This window comes from Pseudomonas sp. PI1 (assembly GCF_000812405.1).
GTDB lineage: Bacteria > Pseudomonadota > Gammaproteobacteria > Pseudomonadales > Pseudomonadaceae > Pseudomonas > Pseudomonas citronellolis.
Window position 1 is genome coordinate 251213 of record NZ_JWMC01000098.1, and the last position, 18403, is coordinate 269615.

An 18403-nucleotide genomic window follows, 5' to 3' on the forward strand; every position below is an offset into this window, starting at 1 on the left:
GAGCGAAGCGATACCCATCACCATGACCCGATGGGTTTCGCAGGCTCAACCCATCCTACGAAGAGCACCACGTCGGCGGGGTAACGGCGTATAACCGCGAACGGTTATACGCCCTACGAAGAGCGGGCCGTGCCGGTCAGGACGACAGGTAGGCCGAGCGCGTCAGGCCCAGGCGCAGCGCGTCGAGGAACTGGGTGCGCTCGCGGGCGGTGAGCTTGGCGCCGGCCACCTTGTCGCGGTAGTGGGTCATCAGTTCCTCGGGCGACAGGTGCACGTAGCGCAGCATGTCCTCGATGGTGTCGTGGGTCTCGATGCCGGCGTGGTGGAAGCTGCCGTCGGCGTTCTGGTAGACGTTCACCGAGTCGGTGTCGCCGAACAGGTTGTGCATGTCGCCGAGGATTTCCTGGTAGGCGCCGACCAGAAACACGCCGATCAGGTAGTCCTCGCCTTCCTTCACGTCGTGCACCGGCAGGCTGGTCTCGATGCTCTGCTCGTCGACGTACTGGGTGATCTTGCCGTCGGAGTCGCAGGTCAGGTCCTGCAGCACCGCGCGGCGGTCCGGTTCCTCGCCCAGGCGGTGGATCGGCAGGATCGGCAGTACCTGGCCGATGGCCCAGGTGTCGGGCAGGCTCTGGAACACCGAGAAGTTGCAGATGTACTTGTCGGCGAGCTTGTCGTTGAGCTCGTCGAGCACCTGGCGGTGCGAGCGCTGGCGGGCCTTGAGCTGGTTGTGCAGGCGCCGGCAGATGGCGAAGTAGCACTGCTCGGCCAGGGCCTTCTGGGCCAGGCTGATCTTGCCCTCGGCATACTGGCTGGCGGCGTCGCTCATGTAGTGGGTGGCGCGCCAGTAGGTCTCGGTGACCATCTCGGCGTCGGTCGGGCCGAGCAGGTCGGCCAGGTACTGGACGATCTCCGGCTGCTCGGCGAGGTCGGTGATCTTCGGCAGTTCGTCGTTGTGCCGCTCGACGTCGGTGACCTGGGTGATCAGCACCGCGTGGTGCGCGGTCAGCGCGCGGCCGCTCTCGGAGAAGATGTGCGGGTGCGGCAGGCCCTGGGCGTCGCAGAACTCCTTGAGCATGCCCACCACCACGCCGGCGTAGTCGTCGATGTCGTAGTTGATGGAGCTGGCGTTGCGCGAGTGGGTGCCGTCGTAGTCCACGCCCAGGCCGCCGCCGACGTCCACGTGGTCCACCGGCAGGCCGAGGGCGCGCAGTTCGCCGTAGTAGCGGATGGCTTCCTTGAAGCCGTGCTGGTAGTCGGCCAGGTTGGCGATCTGCGAGCCCATGTGGAAGTGCAGCAGGCGCACGCCCTGGTCCAGCCCGGCCTGGCGGAAGCGCTCGACCACCGACAGCAGCTGCGCGGCGGACAGGCCGAACTTGGCCTTCTCGCCGCCGGTGTCGGCCCACTTCGAGGAGGCCAGCGAGGACAGCCGCACGCGCAGGCCGACCTGCGGCAGCACGCCGACGTGCTCGGCCTCCTCGATCACCAGTTGCACCTCGGATTCCTTCTCGATGACGATGAAGACGTTGTGCCCGAGCTTCTGCCCCATCAGCGCCAGCTTGATGAACTCGCGGTCCTTGTAGCCGTTGCAGACGATGGTCCCGCCCTTGGGCGCCAGCGCCAGCACCGCCATCAGCTCCGGCTTGGAGCCGGCTTCCAGGCCGATGGAGACGTTCTGGGTGGCGATGATGCTTTCCACCACCGCTTCCTGCTGGTTGACCTTGATCGGGTAGAGCGCGGTGTAGCGGCTGCCGTATTCCAGGCGCGCGATGTTGGCGTCGAAGGCGCCGGTCAGCTTGCGCACGCGGTCCTGCAGGATGTCCGGGAAGCGCACCAGCAGCGGCAGCGACAGGCCCGCCTCGCGCAGTTGGCCGACCAGCGCATGCAGATCGATCGGCTGGGCGTCGGCCCCCTGCGGGCGCACCTCGACGTTGCCGGCGTCGTTGATCGCGAAATAGCCGGCGCCCCAATGGCGGATACCGTAGATGCTGCGGCTGTCCGCCACCGTCCAGTTGCTGCCGTCGTCTTTGCGGGTCCGTCTTGCGGCCATGCGCGGGTGTCTCCTGAAAAGAAAGTCGAGCGCCCGGCGCGGGTAGCGCGCGGACGCAACAAGCCTAAACGTCGGGTATGACGTTGCCGTGTTGACCGCCATCTCTGGCGGTAGTTTAGGAAAGCGTGGCGAACTCGCGAGCGCGGCGCATCTCCCATCTAGGGAACGGGCTGGCCGGCATGCCGGCGCCGTGCGCCGCTGCCTAACCCGCTCCCTGCAGGGGAGAGACGAATCAGCCGCCGGATTTCTTGGCCTTGAAGCCGCGCTTGGCCAACTCTTCGAGGAGCAGCTCGACGTGGTCGCCCTGGATCTCGATGACGCCGTCCTTCAACGCGCCGCCGGTTCCGCAGCGCTTCTTCAGCGCCGTGGCCAGCTCCTTGAGGGCGTCTTCGGCCAGGGGCACGCCGCTGACCGTGGTCACGGTCTTGCCGCCGCGGCCCTTGGTCTCGCGGCGCACGCGGGCGATGCCGTCGCCGGCCGGGATCACGGACTGCTTGCAGATGCAGGCGCCAACGGGCTGGTTGCAATCCGGGCAATGCCGGCCCGCATCGGTGGAGTAGACGAGCCCGCCGAGGGCGGACAGGGAGGATGCTTTCTTGACCACCGGGCGTTTTCCCCAGGATTGGCCTCTAGGGGCCAGGTCAACGAATGATCGGCTGGCGCCGACCGCGACGCCCCACTCAGGCAGGGGCTGCGCATTCCCGCCGGAGGACCCGAGCGGAAAGGTCGCGCAATTTACCAGCATTGGAGGCAAATGCTAAGGGTGGAAATGCGTCATTGACCGGCGGATTGGCGACATGCCTGAAAAGCACCCTCACCCCGGCCCTCTCCCGCAAGCGGGAGAGGGAGTCCGCGCCGGACGCACCGAGCACTGCTGCTGTTATGGAGTGGATGCATGGGCAGTGGCATGCAAGAGGCACAGACCGCACGCCCACTCAGGACAGTCCCCTCTCCCGCTTGCGGGAGAGGGTTAGGGAGAGGGGCTCTTGCTCTTTTAAAGCTGCCCCAGATACAACCGCAAAGCCTGCAACGAGTCCGGACAGTACAAAGCCCCGGAACCAGCCTCCTCCAGCGCCACCCCCGGCTCGACGAACCGCGCCTCCAGCACCTCCTCCGGCTGCAGCCTCAGCGCCCCATCCCAGGTCGCCGAGAACACCGCGCACCACAACCGATTACCCGGCTCGTCGAAAAAGAAGGTGCCATGCTCGCGCAACTCCACGCCGGCCACGCCCAGCTCTTCTTCCAACTCCCGGCTGGCCGACAGCGCATAGCTCTCGCTGGCCTGCACCATGCCACCGGCGGCGGCGTCCCAGTAGCCCGGGTACACCGCCTTGCTCAGGCTGCGGCGGTGCACGCAGAGCTGCCCGGCGCCGTTGAACAGCAGGATGAAGGTGCCGCGGCCGATCAGCCCGCGCTCGCGCAGCTGGGCGCGCGGCAGCTCGCCCAGCAACTGGTCGCGCTCGTCGACCCAGGCGATCAGTTCCCGGTCCGAGGCCAGCCGGTGGGCGGCCTCGGCGGCGCTGACGAGGTCCATCAGCCCTGCGCCAGCAGTTGCCGCAGATCGATGATCGCGGCGTTGGCCCGGGAAATGTAGTTGGCCATCACCAGCGAATGGTTGGCCAGCACGCCGAAGCCGCTGCCGTTGAGCACCATCGGGCTCCACAGCGCTTCCTGGGTGGCTTCCAGCTCACGGATGATCTGCCGCACGCTGACGGTGGCGTTCTTCTTCGCCAGCACATCGGCGAAGTCGACCTCGATGGCACGCAGGATGTGCGACAGCGCCCAGGCCTGGCCGCGGGCCTCGTAGAACACGTTGTCGATCTGCAGCCAGGGGGTTTCCTGCACCTCTTCGTCGACCTGCGGCGCCTCCCCCGGCGCCAGCGCCGAGGCGGTCTTGATGTTGGTGTTCAGCTTGACCCGCCCGACGCTGGCGGACAGGCGCTGGGACAGCGAACCCAGGCGGGTGGAAACGTCGCCCAGCCAGTTGTTCAGGCTGTCGGCGCGGGCGTAGAACTGCGCGTTGGGCTGCTCGGCGGAGAGGCGCGCCAGGTAGCGGTCCAGGGACTTGATGCCCTCGGCGTACTCCGATTCGGAAGACGGCAGCGCCCAGCTCTTGTTGTCGAAGTTGAAGCGCGGCTCGGCGCGGGCCAGGTCGGCGTCCTCGGTGGACTGCGACTGCGAACGGGCGAAGTCCTTGCGCAGCGCACGGGACAGGTCGCGGGTCTGCACCAGCACGCCGTATTCCCAGCTGGGCATGTTGTCCAGCCACAGGCCCGGCGGGAAGATGTCGTTGGACAGGTAGCCGCCCGGCTTGTTCAGCAGGGTGCCGACCACTTCCTTGAGGGTTTCCACGGTGGTGTAGCCCACCACCATCTGCCGCCCGGCGCGCTCGGCGGCCTGCTGCGCATGCTGCTGCACGGGGAACAGGTCCGGCTCGCGGCTCCAGTACCAGCCGACCAGGGCGGCGACCACCAGGTAGGCGCCCAGCAGCCCGCCGACCACGCGCACCAGCCAGGGCCCGCCGAAGTAGGCGCGCACATCGTCAACCCTGTCGTCGACGCGCTCGCGCACCGAGCCGCCGCGATTCTTCCAGTTCCACATGGCAAAGTCCTTGGTTCGACCTAACGGAAAAAGGTTGGACCGCAGGCCCCGCCACAGGTGCCGGGCGATGCCGCGATCCAGGCGCACTAGCATGCCGCAGTCGGCGCCCGAAGGGCAGCCTACCCTCTGCATGGCACGCCTGGCGATCCTTGACCGACATCACTGGAATTGCCAGCGGCAAATGGTAGCATGGTGCCATCACCGCTCTGGCGACCCCGCCACCGCGTCAGCCCTCACAAGAAGTGCGCCATGACCGAGCACGACGATCCCACCCGCGATCGCTTGAAACACCATTTTGCCCAGCGGGTGATCCACCAGGCCCGGCACGTGCTGGAGATCTGGCAGCAGCTCAGCCGCTCGGAATGGACCGCCAGCGGCATGGCCGACCTGCGCGAGGCCGTCCTGCGCCTGCAGCGCTACGCCGAGCGCTTCGAGCAGGCCGAGCACGCCCAGCTGGCCGCCGCCATCGGCGCCGGGCTGGACGCCGTGGCGGGCAACCGCGGGCGCCTGTCCAGCGAGCGGATCAACGAGTTCGCCCAATTGATGCTGCGCCTGTCGCGCACCGGCCTGCGCCATGGCGACCAGCTCGAACACACCCAGCTGCCGCCGCTGCGCAAGCCGGTCTACCTGGCCCTGCAGGACGCCGAGCGCGCCGAGCGCCTGGCCCAGCAGCTGGAGTTCTTCGGCGTCCACGCGCAGCTGTGCGAGCACGCCGCGGCCTTCCGCGCGGCCATGGCCGAACGCCATCCGGCGGCGCTGCTGATGGACGTCGACTTCGCCGGCGCGGGCCTCGGCCTGGCCCTGGCCGAGGAAGTGCAGGCGGGCCTGGCGCACAAGCTGCCGGTGCTGTTCTTCAGCCACGAGGACACCGACACCCCCACCCGCCTGGCCGCGGCCCGCGCCGGCGGCCAGGAGTTCTTCAGCGGCACCCTGGACGCCTCCGGGGTGCTGGAAAAGATCGAGATGCTCACCCGCGTCGCCCACTACGACCCCTTCCGCGTGCTCATCGTCGACGACTCGCGGGCCCAGGCGGCGCACACCGAGATGGTCCTCAACGGCGCCGGCATCGTCACCCGCGCGCTCACCGCGCCGCTGTCGGTGATGGCCGAGCTGGCCGAGTTCCAGCCGGACCTGATCATCCTCGACATGTACATGCCCGAATGCCTGGGCACCGAGCTGGCCAAGGTGATCCGCCAGCACGAGCGCCACGTCAGCGTGCCGATCATCTACCTGTCGGCCGAGGACGACCTGGACAAGCAGCTCGACGCCATGAGCGAGGGCGGCGACGACTTCCTCACCAAGCCGATCAAGCCGCGCCACCTGATCGCCACGGTGCGCAACCGCGCGGCGCGGGCGCGCAGCCTCAAGGCGCGCATGGTGCGCGACAGCCTCACCGGGCTGTACAACCACACCCACACCCTGCAATTGCTGGAAGACGCCAGCTACCGCGCGCGCCGCGAAGGCCAGCCGCTGGCCTTCGCCATGCTCGACATCGACCACTTCAAGAAGGTCAACGACAGTTACGGCCACCCCATGGGCGACCGGGTGATCAAGAGCCTGGCGCTGTTCCTCAAGCAGCGCCTGCGCAAGACCGACCACATCGGCCGCTACGGCGGCGAGGAATTCGCCGTGGTGCTGCCGGACACCGACAGCGTGGCGGCGCACAAGGTACTGGAGGAAATCCGCCAGCGCTTCGCCGAAATCCGTTACCCGGCCAAGCCCGCCGACCTGGCCTGCACCTTCAGCTGCGGCATCGCCCAGCTGGGCGCGGACGAAGACGCCACCGTCCTGGCCCGCCGCGCCGACGAGGCGCTGTACCGCGCCAAGCATGGCGGGCGCAATCGCGTCGAGGTGTTCGCCTGACCCCGCGGATCGGCGGATAACGCCGGGATGGGCTCGGCGTAGGGCGGATAACCGTTCGCGGTTATCCGCCGCTTGACCTTGGCCATGCCCCGCTCGGTGATGGGCACGAAACGCCGTTGAAGAGCGCGCCAGCCCCGTAGAATGGGTTGAGCGAAGCGATACCCATCGCCGCAACTCCGCCCTCACCGGCCCGCACGCACGGCTTTTCGGCGCAGCCGGCAAGCACTTGCGCGCCCGATTGACGCAGGACGGAACCCCCACCACGACCGCCTGTCGCAGTGCGACCGCTCACGTCTTGTCACCTTCGCGCCGCCGCGAGGGTGGCCAGGGGCCGGGCGCATTCGGCTATCATGCCGCCACCCAGAAAGTCCGCGAGAGTTCCATGCGCCGTCTGCTGACCCTGCTCCTGTTCCTGGTCGCCCTGCCCGCCACCGCCGGCCTGTTCGACAAGCCGGCCCCCGCCGCCCCCGGTTTCAGTACCGCGGCGCCGGCCGAGGGCAAGTTCCTCCCGGTGGCCGAGGCCTTCCGCCTGAGCGTCGAGGACAGCGACAGCCAGCAGGTGCTGCTGCGCTTCGTCAACGCCGAGGGCTACTACCTCTACCGGCACCGCATGAAGTTCCAGGTCGAGCCGGCCGAGGTCAGCCTCGGCGACGTGCAACTGCCGCCGGGCAAGGCGCACCACGACGACTACTTCGGCGACTCCCAGGTCTACTACGCCATCACCGACGTCAAGGTGCCGCTGAACAACCCGCAGAAGCTGCCCTACCGCCTCACCGTCACCTACCAGGGCTGCGCCGACAAGGGCCTGTGCTACGCCCCGGAAACCGTCCAGGTGCAGGTTTCCGCCGCGGGCGTCGCCAGCCTCGGCGCCAAGCCCGCCGCCGCCGGCAAGGCGGCCGTGGCCTCCGGCGAGCCGGCGGTGGTCGACGACCTGCTGGCGCTGCTCAAGGGCGAAGGCAGCGGCAAGATCAAGAAGCTCGACCGCGGCCTGCTGATCGCCTTCCTCGCCGGCCTGACGCTGACCTTCACCCCCTGCGTGCTGCCGATGCTGCCGATCCTCTCCGGCGTGGTCCTGCGCGGGCGCCCGGGCGGCATGCGCGGCTTCACTCTGTCGCTGGCCTACGTGCTGCCGATGGCGGTGTGCTACGCCGTGCTCGGCGCGCTGATGGGCCTGTTCGGCGCCAAGCTCAACCTGCAGGCGATGTTGCAGTCGCCCTGGGTGCTGGTGCCCTTCGCGGCCTTCTTCGTGGCCTTCGCCATCGCCATGTTCGGCATCTTCGAGCTGCGCCTGCCGGGCTTTCTGCGCGAGCGCCTGGACCGCATGGCGGCCGACACCCGCGGCGGCTCCATCGCCGGCGCGGCCACCCTGGGCGTGCTTTCCAGCCTGCTGGTCTCGCCCTGCGTCTCGGCGCCCCTGGCCGGCCTGCTGCTGTACATCGGCAGCACCGGCGACGCCCTCGGCGGCGGCCTGCTGCTGTTCGCCCTGGGCCTGGGCATGGGCACCCCGCTGGTGATCTTCGGCGCCGGCGGCGGCGCCGTGCTGCCGAAATCCGGGGCCTGGATGACCGGCGTGCGCAACTTCTTCGGCGTGCTGCTGCTGGCGGTGGCCATCTGGCTGCTCGAGCGGGTGCTCTCCGGCCCGGTGAGCCTGGCCCTGTGGGGCGCCCTGGCCGGCGGCGTGGCCATCGCCCTGGGCACCCTGGAACTGGTGAACAAGACGCCGCTGCAACGCGGCGCCCAGCTGCTCGGCCTGATGTTCCTGGTCTACGCCCTGGCGGCCTGGGCCGGCGCCCTGCGCGGCGAGTCCGACCCGCTGCACCCGCTGGGCCGCTCCGAACCCTCCAGCCATGCCGGCCCGCCCAGCTCGACGCCCGGCCAGTGGCAGAACCTGACCACCCCGGCGCAGCTCGACGCCGCCCTGGCCCAGGCCAGCGCCGCCGGCCGGCCGGTGCTGCTGGACTGGTACGCCGACTGGTGCATCAGCTGCAAGATCATCGAACGCCAGGTGCTGCCGGACGCGGCAGTGCAAGCGCAACTGGCCGGCTACCAGTTGCTGCGCTTCGACATGACCGACAGCACCGCCGAGCAGCGCGCCCTGCTCGACCGCTACAACCTCTTCGGCCCGCCGGCGCTGCTGCTGTTCGACGCGGGCGGCCAGGAACACAGCGACCTGCGCATCGTCGGCGAGACCAACGCGGCCACCCTGGCCGCCCATCTGCAACAGGCCGGCGCGCGCTAGAGCGCGCCTCATATTTCTGCAGCAATCATCAGGCAACATGCCGACATCTACCGCAAAACCGGCATGACTGGACAGTCACGACCGGTTTCCGGCATAGTCCCGGCCAATTTCCAATCCGCGCGACGAGAGAACAACAAGCCGATGGCCACCCTACTGGTCCTGCACGGGCCCAACCTGAACCTGCTCGGCACCCGCGAACCCGGCGTCTACGGCTCGGTCACCCTCGAGCAGATCAACCAGGACCTGGAGCGCCGCGCCCGCGAGGCCGGCCATCACCTGATGTACCTGCAGAGCAACGCCGAGTACGAACTGATCGAGCGCATCCACGCCGCGCGCGGCGAAGGCGTGGACTTCATCCTCATCAATCCGGCGGCTTTCACGCATACGAGTGTCGCGCTACGTGACGCGTTGCTCGCGGTGAGCATCCCATTCATCGAAGTGCACCTGTCCAACGTGCACAAACGTGAACCTTTCCGGCATCACTCCTACTTCTCCGACGTGGCAGTAGGGGTGATCTGCGGCCTGGGGGCCACAGGCTACCGCCTGGCCCTGGAGTCCGCCCTCGAACAACTTGAACGCCCGTGACCATCACCTGGGAGTGCGAACGCTAATGGACATCCGTAAAGTCAAGAAACTGATCGAACTGCTCGAAGAATCCGGCATCGACGAGCTGGAAATCCGCGAAGGCGAAGAATCGGTGCGCATCAGCCGCCACAGCAAGACCGCCGCCCAGCCGATCTACGCTGCCGCCCCGGCCTACGCGCCCGCCCCCGCTGCCGCGCCGGCCCCGGCCGCTGCCGCCGCACCGGCCGCCGAAGCCGCGCCGGCTGCCGCCAAGCTCAACGGCAACGTGGTCCGCTCGCCGATGGTCGGTACCTTCTACCGCTCGCCGTCGCCGACCGCCGCGCCCTTCGTCGAAGTCGGCCAGAGCGTGAAGAAAGGCGACATCCTGTGCATCGTCGAAGCCATGAAGATGATGAACCACATCGAGGCTGAAACCAGCGGCGTCATCGAGCAGGTCCTGGTCGAAAGCGGCCAGCCGGTCGAGTACGACCAGCCGCTGTTCACCATCGTCTAAGCCGCGGGGAACCTGCGATGTTGGATAAAGTACTGATCGCCAACCGCGGCGAGATCGCCCTGCGCATCCTGCGCGCCTGCAAGGAGCTGGGCATCAAGACGGTCGCGGTGCACTCCACCGCCGACCGCGAGCTGATGCACCTGTCGCTGGCCGACGAGGCCGTGTGCATCGGCCCGGCCCCGGCCGGCCAGTCCTACCTGCACATCCCGGCGATCATCGCCGCCGCCGAAGTCACCGGCGCCAACGGTATCCACCCGGGCTACGGCTTCCTCGCCGAGAACGCCGACTTCGCCGAGCAGGTCGAACGCTCCGGCTTCACCTTCATCGGCCCCAGCGCCGACGTGATCCGCCTGATGGGCGACAAGGTCTCGGCCAAGGACGCCATGAAGAAAGCCGGCGTGCCCACCGTACCGGGCTCCGACGGCCCGCTGCCGGAAGACGAGGAAACCGCCCTGGCCATCGCCCGCGAAGTGGGCTACCCGGTCATCATCAAGGCCGCCGGCGGCGGCGGTGGCCGCGGCATGCGCGTGGTGCACAGCGAGGAAGAGCTGATCAAGTCGGCCAAGCTGACCCGCACTGAGGCCGGCGCCGCCTTCGGCAACTCCATGGTCTACCTGGAGAAGTTCCTGACCAACCCGCGCCACGTGGAAGTCCAGGTGCTCTCCGACGGCCAGGGCAACGCCATCCACCTGGGCGACCGCGACTGCTCGCTGCAGCGCCGCCACCAGAAGGTGCTGGAAGAAGCCCCTGCGCCGGGCATCGACGAGAAGGCCCGCGCAGAAGTCCTCGAACGCTGCGTTCGCGCCTGCGTCGAGATCGGCTACCGCGGCGCCGGCACCTTCGAGTTCCTCTACGAGAACGGCCGCTTCTACTTCATCGAGATGAACACCCGCGTGCAGGTGGAGCATCCGGTGTCGGAGATGGTCACCGGCATCGACATCGTCAAGGAAATGCTGCGCATCGCCTCCGGCCAGAAGCTGTCGGTGCGCCAGGAGGACGTGGTGATCCGCGGCCACGCCCTGGAATGCCGGATCAACGCCGAGGACCCGAAGAACTTCATGCCCAGCCCGGGCACCGTGAAGCACTTCCACGCCCCCGGCGGCAACGGCGTGCGCGTCGACTCGCACCTGTACAGCGGCTACACCGTACCGCCGAACTACGACTCGCTGGTCGGCAAGCTGATCACCTACGGCAAGGACCGCGACGAGGCCCTGGCGCGCATGCGCAATGCCCTGGACGAGCTGATCGTCGACGGCATCAAGACCAACATCGACCTGCACAAGGACCTGGTCCGCGACAAGGAATTCTGCAAGGGCGGTGTGAACATCCATTACCTGGAAAAGAAACTCGGCATGAGTCACTGAGCCCACGCCGATAAAAGCGCTGGAGGCTGGAAGGCTGGACGAAAAAGCGGATAATCCCGCCCTTCGTCCGGCCTTCCAGCCTTCAGCCGTTTTCTCACGAGGTTTTTTATGCCCTGGGTTCAAGTCCGCCTCGCCATCACCCCGGAACAGGCGCCCACCTACGAAGACGCCCTGCTGGAAGTCGGCGCCGTCTCGGTGACCTTCATGGACGCCGAGGACCAGCCGATCTTCGAGCCGGACCTGGGCACCACCCCGCTGTGGACCCACACCCACCTGCTGGCGCTGTTCGAGGACGGCACCGACGAGGCCGCGCTGCTGGCGCACCTGCAGCTGCTGACCGGCGGCGAACTGCCCCAGCACCAGGTCGAAATCGTCGAAGACCAGGACTGGGAACGCAGCTGGATGGACAACTTCAAGCCGATGCGCTTCGGCCGCCGCCTGTGGATCGTCCCCAGCTGGCACGAGGCGCCGGAGCCGGAGGCGGTGAACCTGCTGCTCGACCCGGGCCTGGCGTTCGGCACCGGCACCCACCCGACCACCGCGCTGTGCCTGGAATGGCTGGACGGCCAGGAACTGGCCGGCGACACCGTGCTGGACTTCGGCTGTGGCTCGGGCATCCTCGCCATCGCCGCGCTGCTGCTGGGCGCGAAGCGGGCGCTGGGCACCGACATCGACCCGCAGGCCCTGGAGGCCTCGCGCGACAACGCCACGCGCAACGGCATCGACCCGGCGCTGTTCCCGGTCTACCTGCCCGCCGATCTGCCCACCGGGCAGGCCGACGTGGTGGTGGCGAACATTCTCGCCGGTCCCCTGGTCTCACTGGCAGGCCAGCTGACTTCCCTGGTCAAGCCCGGCGGCCGCCTGGCCCTGTCGGGCATCCTCGCCGAGCAGGCCGAGGAAGTGCGCGCCGCCTACGCCGACGCCTTCGAGCTGGAGCCGACCGCCGAGCGCGAAGGCTGGGTACGCATCAGCGGCCGCCGCCGCTGAACCCTGGTGGCGGCCAACTGCCCGCACGCCGAGGCTTGAGTTAGACTAATCGACCGTTTATCGCCGGACCGCCGCATGAGCGCCAGTTTCATCACACAGTGCCCGCATTGCCTCACCAGTTTCCGCGTCAACCAGGCGCAGCTGGGTGCGGCCAATGGCGCTGTGCGCTGCGGCGCCTGCCTCAAGGTGTTCAACGCCCCGCAACATATGCTGGGCGGCACCGCGCGCTCCGGCGGCGAGCCCATCCAGCCGCCGGCTGCGGCCCCGAAACCCGCAGCGCCCGCCGCGCCGAGCGAGCCCCCGCGCCCCGTCCCGGCGCCCGGCGTCGCCACCCTCGGCTGGCCGCTGGCGCCGCACAGCGCGCGGCCGTCCGCCGACAGCACGGTAGCCCCGGCCGCCACACCAATGCCGGCCCCGAGCCAGCCCCCGGCGCCCGCCCCGGCACCGGCCAGGCCGGCGCAAGAAGCCGCCGTAGCGGCCAAGTCCGCCGACGATACCCTGTGGATCCACGACGATCTCGACCTGGACAGCCTCAACCTCGACGAAGAGCTGGCCAAGCTCGACGAATTCGAGCTGTCCCAGGAATTCCGCGAACTGCAGGCCGCGCCCAAGCCGGCCGAGGCCCTGCTGGGCAACCGCCCGTCGGCGCGCGACCCGCATGACGAACGCTGGGCCGAGGCCCTGCTGCGCGACGAGGAACGCCAGGCGAGCGAAGGCGGCCGCCAGGAACCGAGCCTGGGCCGCATCGAAGAAGAGCCCGAGCAGCCCCCCGTCGCACCGCCGCAACCGCAGAGCGCGCCGGTCGAAGAGCCGGCCGTGGCCGCCGCGGCCGCAGAAGAGGAAGACGACGACCTGCCGAGCTTCAGCGCCCGCCGCGACGACGAGCCGCTGGAAACCGAAGCCGAGCCGGACGAGGAACCCGAGGCCGAGCCCCCGCTGGCGGAACGCGAGACGCCCCGCCTGGGCGCGCCGCTGGACGACGAGGACGAAGAGGCAGACGACAAGGCCCCGCGCCGCCCCGACCCGGGCCTGGGCGAGGCCGCCCTGCACGACCTCAGCGACGAGCCGCTGCAACTGGACTGGCAGAAGCCCAAGAGCCGCTGGGGCTGGCGCCTGCTCTGGCTGCTGCTGATCCTCCTGGCCCTGGCCGGCCTGGGCGGCCAGTACGTGGCCTACCACTTCGACGAGCTGGCCCGCGAGGACGCCTACCGCCCCTGGTTCGCCGAACTCTGCCCGCAACTGGGCTGCAGCCTGCCGTCGAAGGTCGACGTCGAGCAGATCCGCAGCAGCAACCTGGTGGTGCGCAGCCACCCGGACTTCAGCGGCGCCCTGGTGGTGGACGCGATCATCTACAACCGCGCCAGCTTCTCCCAGCCCTTCCCGCTGCTGGAGCTGCGCTTCGCCGACCTCAACGGCCAACTGATCGCCAGCCGCAGCTTCAAGCCCAGCGAATACCTGGGCGGCGAGCTGGCCGGGCAGAGCGAGATGCCGCCGCAGACGCCGATCCACGTGTCGCTGGACATCCTCGACCCGGGCCCCAAGGCGGTCAACTACAGCCTCAGCTTCCATTCTCCGGAGTGACCGGCACATAGCGCAGAACCCCGCGCAGCGCCAGTTCCGCTCGTCTTCCAACCCCAGGCAATAAGCCGGCGGCTGTTCAGAATTTATCCAAAATCGCCTTTATCCGGTCATCGAGAGCGGGTATCATGCCCTCCCTTTTTTGCAAGCACCGGTGGCCTCTCGCCAACCCTCCCCGAGTCCTCGACCCGCGGGAGCGTGCAGCGATTGCGCCCCATAACAGGGAAGCGATGTCGGTGGTTCGCATCGGCTCTTACACACTGCCCAACAGACTGATCCTGGCTCCCATGGCCGGCGTCACCGATCGCCCGTTCCGCCAGCTGTGCCGCCGCCTCGGCGCCGGCATGGTGGTCTCGGAGATGGTCACCAGCGACGTGCGCCTGTGGAACAGCCGCAAGTCGCGCCTGCGCCTGGTGCACGACGGCGAGGACCAGCCACGTTCGGTGCAGATAGCCGGCGGCGACCCGCAGATGCTCGCCGAGGCCGCCCGCGCCAACGTCGAGCTGGGCGCGCAGATCATCGACATCAACATGGGCTGCCCGGCCAAGAAGGTCTGCAACAAGGCCGCCGGCTCCGCGCTGCTGCGCGACGAGAAGCTGGTGGCCGAAATCCTCGAAGCCGTGGTGGCCGCCGTCGAAGTGCCGGTGACGCTGAAAATCCGCACCGGCTGGGACCGCGACAACCGCAACGGCGTGAACGTCGCGCGCATCGCCGAGCAGTCGGGCATCCAGGCCCTGGCCGTGCACGGCCGCACCCGCGCCGACCTGTACACCGGCGACGCCGAATACGAAACCATCGCCGCGATCAAGCAGGCGGTGTCCATCCCGGTGTTCGCCAATGGCGACATCACCTCGCCGCAGAAGGCCCACCAGGTGCTCCAGCACACCGGCGCCGACGCCTTGCTGATCGGCCGCGCCGCCCAGGGCCGGCCGTGGATATTCCGTGAGATCGAGCACTACCTGAGCACCGGCGAGACCTTGCCGGCGCCGTCCCTGGCCGAGGTGAAAAGCATTTTGCTGGAGCACCTGGCCGCCTTGCATGCCTTCTATGGGGAAGAGCTGGGTGTCCGCATCGCCCGCAAGCACGTGGGCTGGTACCTGGCGACGTTACCGGGGGCGGCGGAGTTCCGCGCCCAGTTCAATCGTTTGCAGAACACGGATGCACAGAGCGCCAGCGTCAGGCAGTTCTTCGCCGAGCGCCACGACAACGGAAAAGGGGTGGCCGCATGACAACGATGACCGAGACTTTAGTGAGTGGAATGACACCCGTGAGCGACAACGCGAACCTCAAACAGCACCTGAACACGCCGACGCAGGAAGGCCATACCCTGCGCGACAGCGTCGAGAAGGCACTGCGCAACTACTTCGCCCACCTCGATGGGCAGCCGGTCACGGACGTGTACAACATGGTGCTCTGCGAAGTGGAGGCACCGCTGCTGGAAACCGTGATGGACCACGTGAAGGGTAACCAGACCAAGGCGTCGGAGCTGCTCGGCCTGAACCGCGGCACCCTGCGCAAGAAACTCAAGCAGTACGACCTCCTCTAAAAGCCGCTGGAGGCTAAAGGCTGAAGGCCGGACGAAAAAGCGCCCCTCGTCCAGCCTCCAGCCTCCAGCGCTCTTATCCTCATCAGATGGAACCGTTATGACCGACCACTCCCTCCGCCTGCCCATCCGCCGCGCGCTGATCAGCGTCTCCGACAAGACCGGCGTCGTCGATTTCGCCCGCGAGCTGGTCGCCCTCGGCGTGGAGATCCTCTCCACCGGCGGCACCTACAAGCTGCTCAAGGACAACGCCATCGCCGCCGTGGAAGTGGCCGACTACACCGGCTTCCCGGAAATGATGGATGGCCGCGTCAAGACCCTGCATCCGAAGGTGCATGGCGGCATCCTCGGCCGTCGCGACATCGACGGCGCGGTGATGGCCGAGCACGGCATCAAGCCGATCGACCTGGTGGCGGTCAACCTGTACCCCTTCGAGGCCACCGTGGCCAAGGCCGACTGCGACCTGCCGACCGCCATCGAGAACATCGACATCGGCGGCCCGACCATGGTCCGCAGCGCGGCGAAGAACCACAAGGACGTCGCCATCGTGGTCAACGCCGCTGACTACGCCAGCGTGGTCGCGGCCCTGAAGGCCGGCGGCCTGACCTACGCCCAGCGCTTCGACCTGGCCCTGAAGGCCTTCGAGCACACCGCCGCCTACGACGGCATGATCGCCAACTACCTGGGCACCATCGACCAGGCCCGCGACACCCTCTCCACCGAAGGCCGCGGCGCCTTCCCGCGCACCTTCAACAGCCAGTTCATCAAGGCCCAGGAAATGCGCTACGGCGAGAACCCGCACCAGAGCGCGGCCTTCTACGTCGAGGCGAAGAAGGGCGAGGCCAGCGTCTCCACCGCCGTGCAGCTGCAGGGCAAGGAACTGTCGTTCAACAACGTGGCCGACACCGACGCCGCGCTGGAGTGCGTGAAGAGCTTCGTCAAGCCGGCCTGTGTCATCGTCAAGCACGCCAACCCGTGCGGCGTGGCCGTGGTCCCGGAGAACGAGGGCGGCATCCGCAAGGCCTACGACCTGGCCTACGCCACCGATACCGAGTCGGCCTTCGGCGGCATCATCGCCTTCAACCGCGAGCTGGACGGCGACACCGCCCAGGCCATCGTCGAGCGCCAGTTCGTCGAAGTCATCATCGCCCCGAAAGTCTCCGCGGCCGCCCGCGCCGTGGTCGCCGCCAAGGCCAACGTGCGCCTGCTGGAATGCGGCGAGTGGCCGGCCGAGCGCGCCCCGGGCTGGGACTTCAAGCGCGTCAACGGCGGCCTGCTGGTACAGAGCCGCGACATCGGCATGATCACCGAGGCGGACCTGAAGATCGTCACCCAGCGCGCGCCCAGCGAGCAGGAAATCCACGACCTGATCTTCGCCTGGAAAGTGGCCAAGTTCGTCAAGTCCAACGCCATCGTCTACGCCAGGCACCGCCAGACCGTGGGCGTCGGCGCCGGCCAGATGAGCCGCGTGAACTCCGCGCGCATCGCCGCCATCAAGGCCGAGCACGCCGGCCTGGAAGTGAAAGGCGCGGTCATGGCCTCGGACGCCTTCTTCCCGTTCCGCGACGGCATCGACAACGCAGCCAAGGCCGGCATCACCGCGGTGATCCAGCCGGGCGGCTCGATGCGTGACAACGAAGTCATCGCGGCGGCCGACGAAGCCGGCATCGCGATGGTGTTCACCGGTATGCGCCATTTCAGGCACTAAAAGCTGGAAGCCTGTAGCTGGAAGCCTGAAGCCCGACCGCTTCCAGCTTCCAGCTTCTAGCTTCCAGCTCTCAGACGAGAGCTATCGAATATGAATGTACTGATCATCGGCAGCGGCGGTCGCGAACACGCCCTGGCCTGGAAGGTCGCCCAGGACCCGCGCGTGGCGAAGGTCTTCGTCGCCCCGGGCAACGCCGGCACCGCCACCGAGCCCAAGTGCGAGAACGTCGCCATCGACGTGCTGGCCCTGGAGCAGCTGGCCGACTTCGCCGCGAAGAACGTGCAACTGACCATCGTCGGCCCAGAAGCACCGCTGGTCGCCGGCGTGGTCGACCTGTTCCGTTCGCGCGGCCTGGACATCTTCGGCCCGACCAAGGGCGCGGCCCAGCTGGAAGGCTCCAAGGCCTTCACCAAGGACTTCCTGGCCCGCCACAAGATCCCCACCGCCGACTACCGGAACTTCACCGAAGTCGAGCCGGCCCTGGCCTACCTGAAGGAAAAAGGCGCGCCCATCGTGATCAAGGCCGACGGCCTGGCCGCGGGCAAGGGCGTGATCGTCGCCATGACCCTGGAAGAAGCCGAGGAAGCCGTGCGCGACATGCTCGCCGGCAACGCCTTCGGCGACGCCGGTTCGCGCGTGGTGATCGAGGAGTTCCTCGACGGCGAGGAAGCCAGCTTCATCGTCATGGTCGATGGCCAGAACGTGCTGCCCATGGCCACCAGCCAGGACCACAAGCGCGTCGGCGACGCCGACACTGGCCCCAACACCGGCGGCATGGGCGCCTACTCGCCGGCCCCGGTGGTCACCCCCGAGGTGCACCAGCGGGTGATGGACGAAGTCATCTACCCGACCGTGCGCGGCATGGCCGAGGAAGGCAACGTCTACACCGGCTTCCTCTACGCCGGCCTGATGATCGACAAGAGCGGCGCGCCCAAGGTCATCGAGTTCAACTGCCGCTTCGGCGACCCGGAAACCCAGCCGATCATGGTCCGCCTGGAGTCCTCCCTGGTCCTGCTGGTCGAGGCCGCCCTGGCCAAGGCGCTGGACAAGGTCGAGGCCACCTGGGACCCGCGCCCGACAGTGGGCGTGGTGCTGGCCGCCGGCGGCTACCCGGGCGACTACGCCAAGGGCGACGTCATCGAAGGCCTGGCCGAAGCCGCCAAGCTCGACGGCAAGGTGTTCCATGCCGGCACCGCGCTGAAGGACGGCCAGGTGGTCACCTCCGGCGGCCGCGTGCTCTGCGCCACCGCCATCGGCCCGAGCGTGTCCTCGGCGCAGCAGCAGGCCTACCGCCTGGCGGAGCAGATCCGCTGGAACGGCTGCTTCTACCGCAAGGACATCGGCTACCGCGCCATCGCCCGCGAACGCGGCGAAGGCTGAAAGGCCGGCGGG

At 68.3% G+C, this 18403-nt stretch carries 15 protein-coding genes; 11 read left to right on the forward strand and 4 right to left on the reverse strand.

From position 1 onward, the window contains the following. Positions 1-136 precede the first annotated feature (136 nt). From speA to RN02_RS29325, 4 genes are all read right to left on the reverse strand, one after another. A complete protein-coding gene (gene speA / locus RN02_RS29310; RefSeq protein WP_043318807.1) occupies positions 137-2050 on the reverse strand; it encodes an arginine decarboxylase in 1914 nt (637 codons plus the stop codon). Positions 2051-2282: 232 nt separating this feature from the next. Beyond that, positions 2283-2654: a translation initiation factor Sui1 gene (locus tag RN02_RS29315; RefSeq protein WP_043268734.1), complete on the reverse strand. Its 372-nt coding sequence runs from the start codon at positions 2652-2654 to the stop codon at positions 2283-2285. Positions 2655-3044: 390 nt separating this feature from the next. Further along, positions 3045-3584 (reverse strand): NUDIX hydrolase, encoded by a 540-nt coding sequence (locus RN02_RS29320; RefSeq protein WP_043318809.1) that lies wholly within the window; start codon positions 3582-3584, stop codon positions 3045-3047. Then, entirely contained in the window at positions 3584-4651 is a 1068-nt protein-coding gene (locus RN02_RS29325; RefSeq protein WP_024128112.1) for a DUF2333 family protein, read from the reverse strand. Before RN02_RS29325 ends, RN02_RS29320 begins: the two co-directional genes overlap by 1 nt. A gap of 249 nt (positions 4652-4900) precedes the next feature. Between RN02_RS29325 and RN02_RS29330 the strand changes: the two genes are divergently transcribed. The 11 genes from RN02_RS29330 (at position 4901) to purD (ending at position 18391) form a co-directional block, all read left to right on the forward strand. Beyond that, the gene (locus RN02_RS29330) at positions 4901-6514 is read left to right on the forward strand and encodes a GGDEF domain-containing protein (RefSeq protein WP_043318812.1); all 1614 of its coding nucleotides are present in this window, start codon (positions 4901-4903) and stop codon (positions 6512-6514) included. Positions 6515-6896: 382 nt separating this feature from the next. Beyond that, positions 6897-8753, forward strand: coding sequence for a protein-disulfide reductase DsbD (dsbD, locus tag RN02_RS29335; protein ID WP_009613294.1), 1857 nt, complete (start codon positions 6897-6899; stop codon positions 8751-8753). 141 nt (positions 8754-8894) lie between these two features. After that, on the forward strand, positions 8895-9338 hold the full coding sequence (gene aroQ / locus RN02_RS29340; RefSeq protein ID WP_009613296.1) for a type II 3-dehydroquinate dehydratase: 444 nt from the start codon (positions 8895-8897) through the stop codon (positions 9336-9338). 25 nt (positions 9339-9363) lie between these two features. Next, entirely contained in the window at positions 9364-9831 is a 468-nt protein-coding gene (accB, locus tag RN02_RS29345; RefSeq protein WP_043268722.1) for an acetyl-CoA carboxylase biotin carboxyl carrier protein, read from the forward strand. 17 nt (positions 9832-9848) lie between these two features. Next, entirely contained in the window at positions 9849-11195 is a 1347-nt protein-coding gene (gene accC, locus RN02_RS29350; RefSeq protein ID WP_009613299.1) for an acetyl-CoA carboxylase biotin carboxylase subunit, read from the forward strand. 108 nt (positions 11196-11303) lie between these two features. After that, positions 11304-12182: a 50S ribosomal protein L11 methyltransferase gene (gene prmA / locus RN02_RS29355; protein WP_043318814.1), complete on the forward strand. Its 879-nt coding sequence runs from the start codon at positions 11304-11306 to the stop codon at positions 12180-12182. Positions 12183-12257: 75 nt separating this feature from the next. Next, entirely contained in the window at positions 12258-13763 is a 1506-nt protein-coding gene (locus RN02_RS29360) for a DUF3426 domain-containing protein (RefSeq protein ID WP_009613302.1), read from the forward strand. A 227-nt stretch (positions 13764-13990) separates the two neighbouring features. Then, positions 13991-14989, forward strand: coding sequence for a tRNA dihydrouridine synthase DusB (gene dusB, locus RN02_RS29365; RefSeq protein ID WP_043318816.1), 999 nt, complete (start codon positions 13991-13993; stop codon positions 14987-14989). Further along, positions 14986-15306: a DNA-binding transcriptional regulator Fis gene (fis, locus tag RN02_RS29370; RefSeq protein ID WP_009613305.1), complete on the forward strand. Its 321-nt coding sequence runs from the start codon at positions 14986-14988 to the stop codon at positions 15304-15306. Before dusB ends, fis begins: the two co-directional genes overlap by 4 nt. A 97-nt stretch (positions 15307-15403) precedes the next feature. Then, entirely contained in the window at positions 15404-17011 is a 1608-nt protein-coding gene (gene purH, locus RN02_RS29375; RefSeq protein WP_043318819.1) for a bifunctional phosphoribosylaminoimidazolecarboxamide formyltransferase/IMP cyclohydrolase, read from the forward strand. A 90-nt stretch (positions 17012-17101) separates the two neighbouring features. Then, positions 17102-18391, forward strand: a complete 1290-nt coding sequence (gene purD, locus RN02_RS29380) for a phosphoribosylamine--glycine ligase (protein ID WP_043318821.1) — start codon at positions 17102-17104, stop codon at positions 18389-18391. Positions 18392-18403: the final 12 nt, after the last annotated feature.

Bases quoted from the DNA above. Each gene is read 5' to 3' on its own strand.
- prmA (WP_043318814.1), top strand. From the start codon at position 11,304: ATGCCCTGGGTTCAAGTCCGCCTCGCCATCACCCCGGAACAGGCGCCC.
- dusB (WP_043318816.1), top strand. From the start codon at position 13,991: ATGTCGGTGGTTCGCATCGGCTCTTACACACTGCCCAACAGACTGATC.
- accC (WP_009613299.1), top strand. From the start codon at position 9,849: ATGTTGGATAAAGTACTGATCGCCAACCGCGGCGAGATCGCCCTGCGC.
- accB (WP_043268722.1), top strand. From the start codon at position 9,364: ATGGACATCCGTAAAGTCAAGAAACTGATCGAACTGCTCGAAGAATCC.
- RN02_RS29325 (WP_024128112.1), bottom strand. From the start codon at position 4,651: ATGTGGAACTGGAAGAATCGCGGCGGCTCGGTGCGCGAGCGCGTCGAC.
- aroQ (WP_009613296.1), top strand. From the start codon at position 8,895: ATGGCCACCCTACTGGTCCTGCACGGGCCCAACCTGAACCTGCTCGGC.
- RN02_RS29330 (WP_043318812.1), top strand. From the start codon at position 4,901: ATGACCGAGCACGACGATCCCACCCGCGATCGCTTGAAACACCATTTT.
- RN02_RS29320 (WP_043318809.1), bottom strand. From the start codon at position 3,584: ATGGACCTCGTCAGCGCCGCCGAGGCCGCCCACCGGCTGGCCTCGGAC.
- speA (WP_043318807.1), bottom strand. From the start codon at position 2,050: ATGGCCGCAAGACGGACCCGCAAAGACGACGGCAGCAACTGGACGGTG.
- RN02_RS29360 (WP_009613302.1), top strand. From the start codon at position 12,258: ATGAGCGCCAGTTTCATCACACAGTGCCCGCATTGCCTCACCAGTTTC.
- fis (WP_009613305.1), top strand. From the start codon at position 14,986: ATGACAACGATGACCGAGACTTTAGTGAGTGGAATGACACCCGTGAGC.
- purH (WP_043318819.1), top strand. From the start codon at position 15,404: ATGACCGACCACTCCCTCCGCCTGCCCATCCGCCGCGCGCTGATCAGC.
- dsbD (WP_009613294.1), top strand. From the start codon at position 6,897: ATGCGCCGTCTGCTGACCCTGCTCCTGTTCCTGGTCGCCCTGCCCGCC.
- purD (WP_043318821.1), top strand. From the start codon at position 17,102: ATGAATGTACTGATCATCGGCAGCGGCGGTCGCGAACACGCCCTGGCC.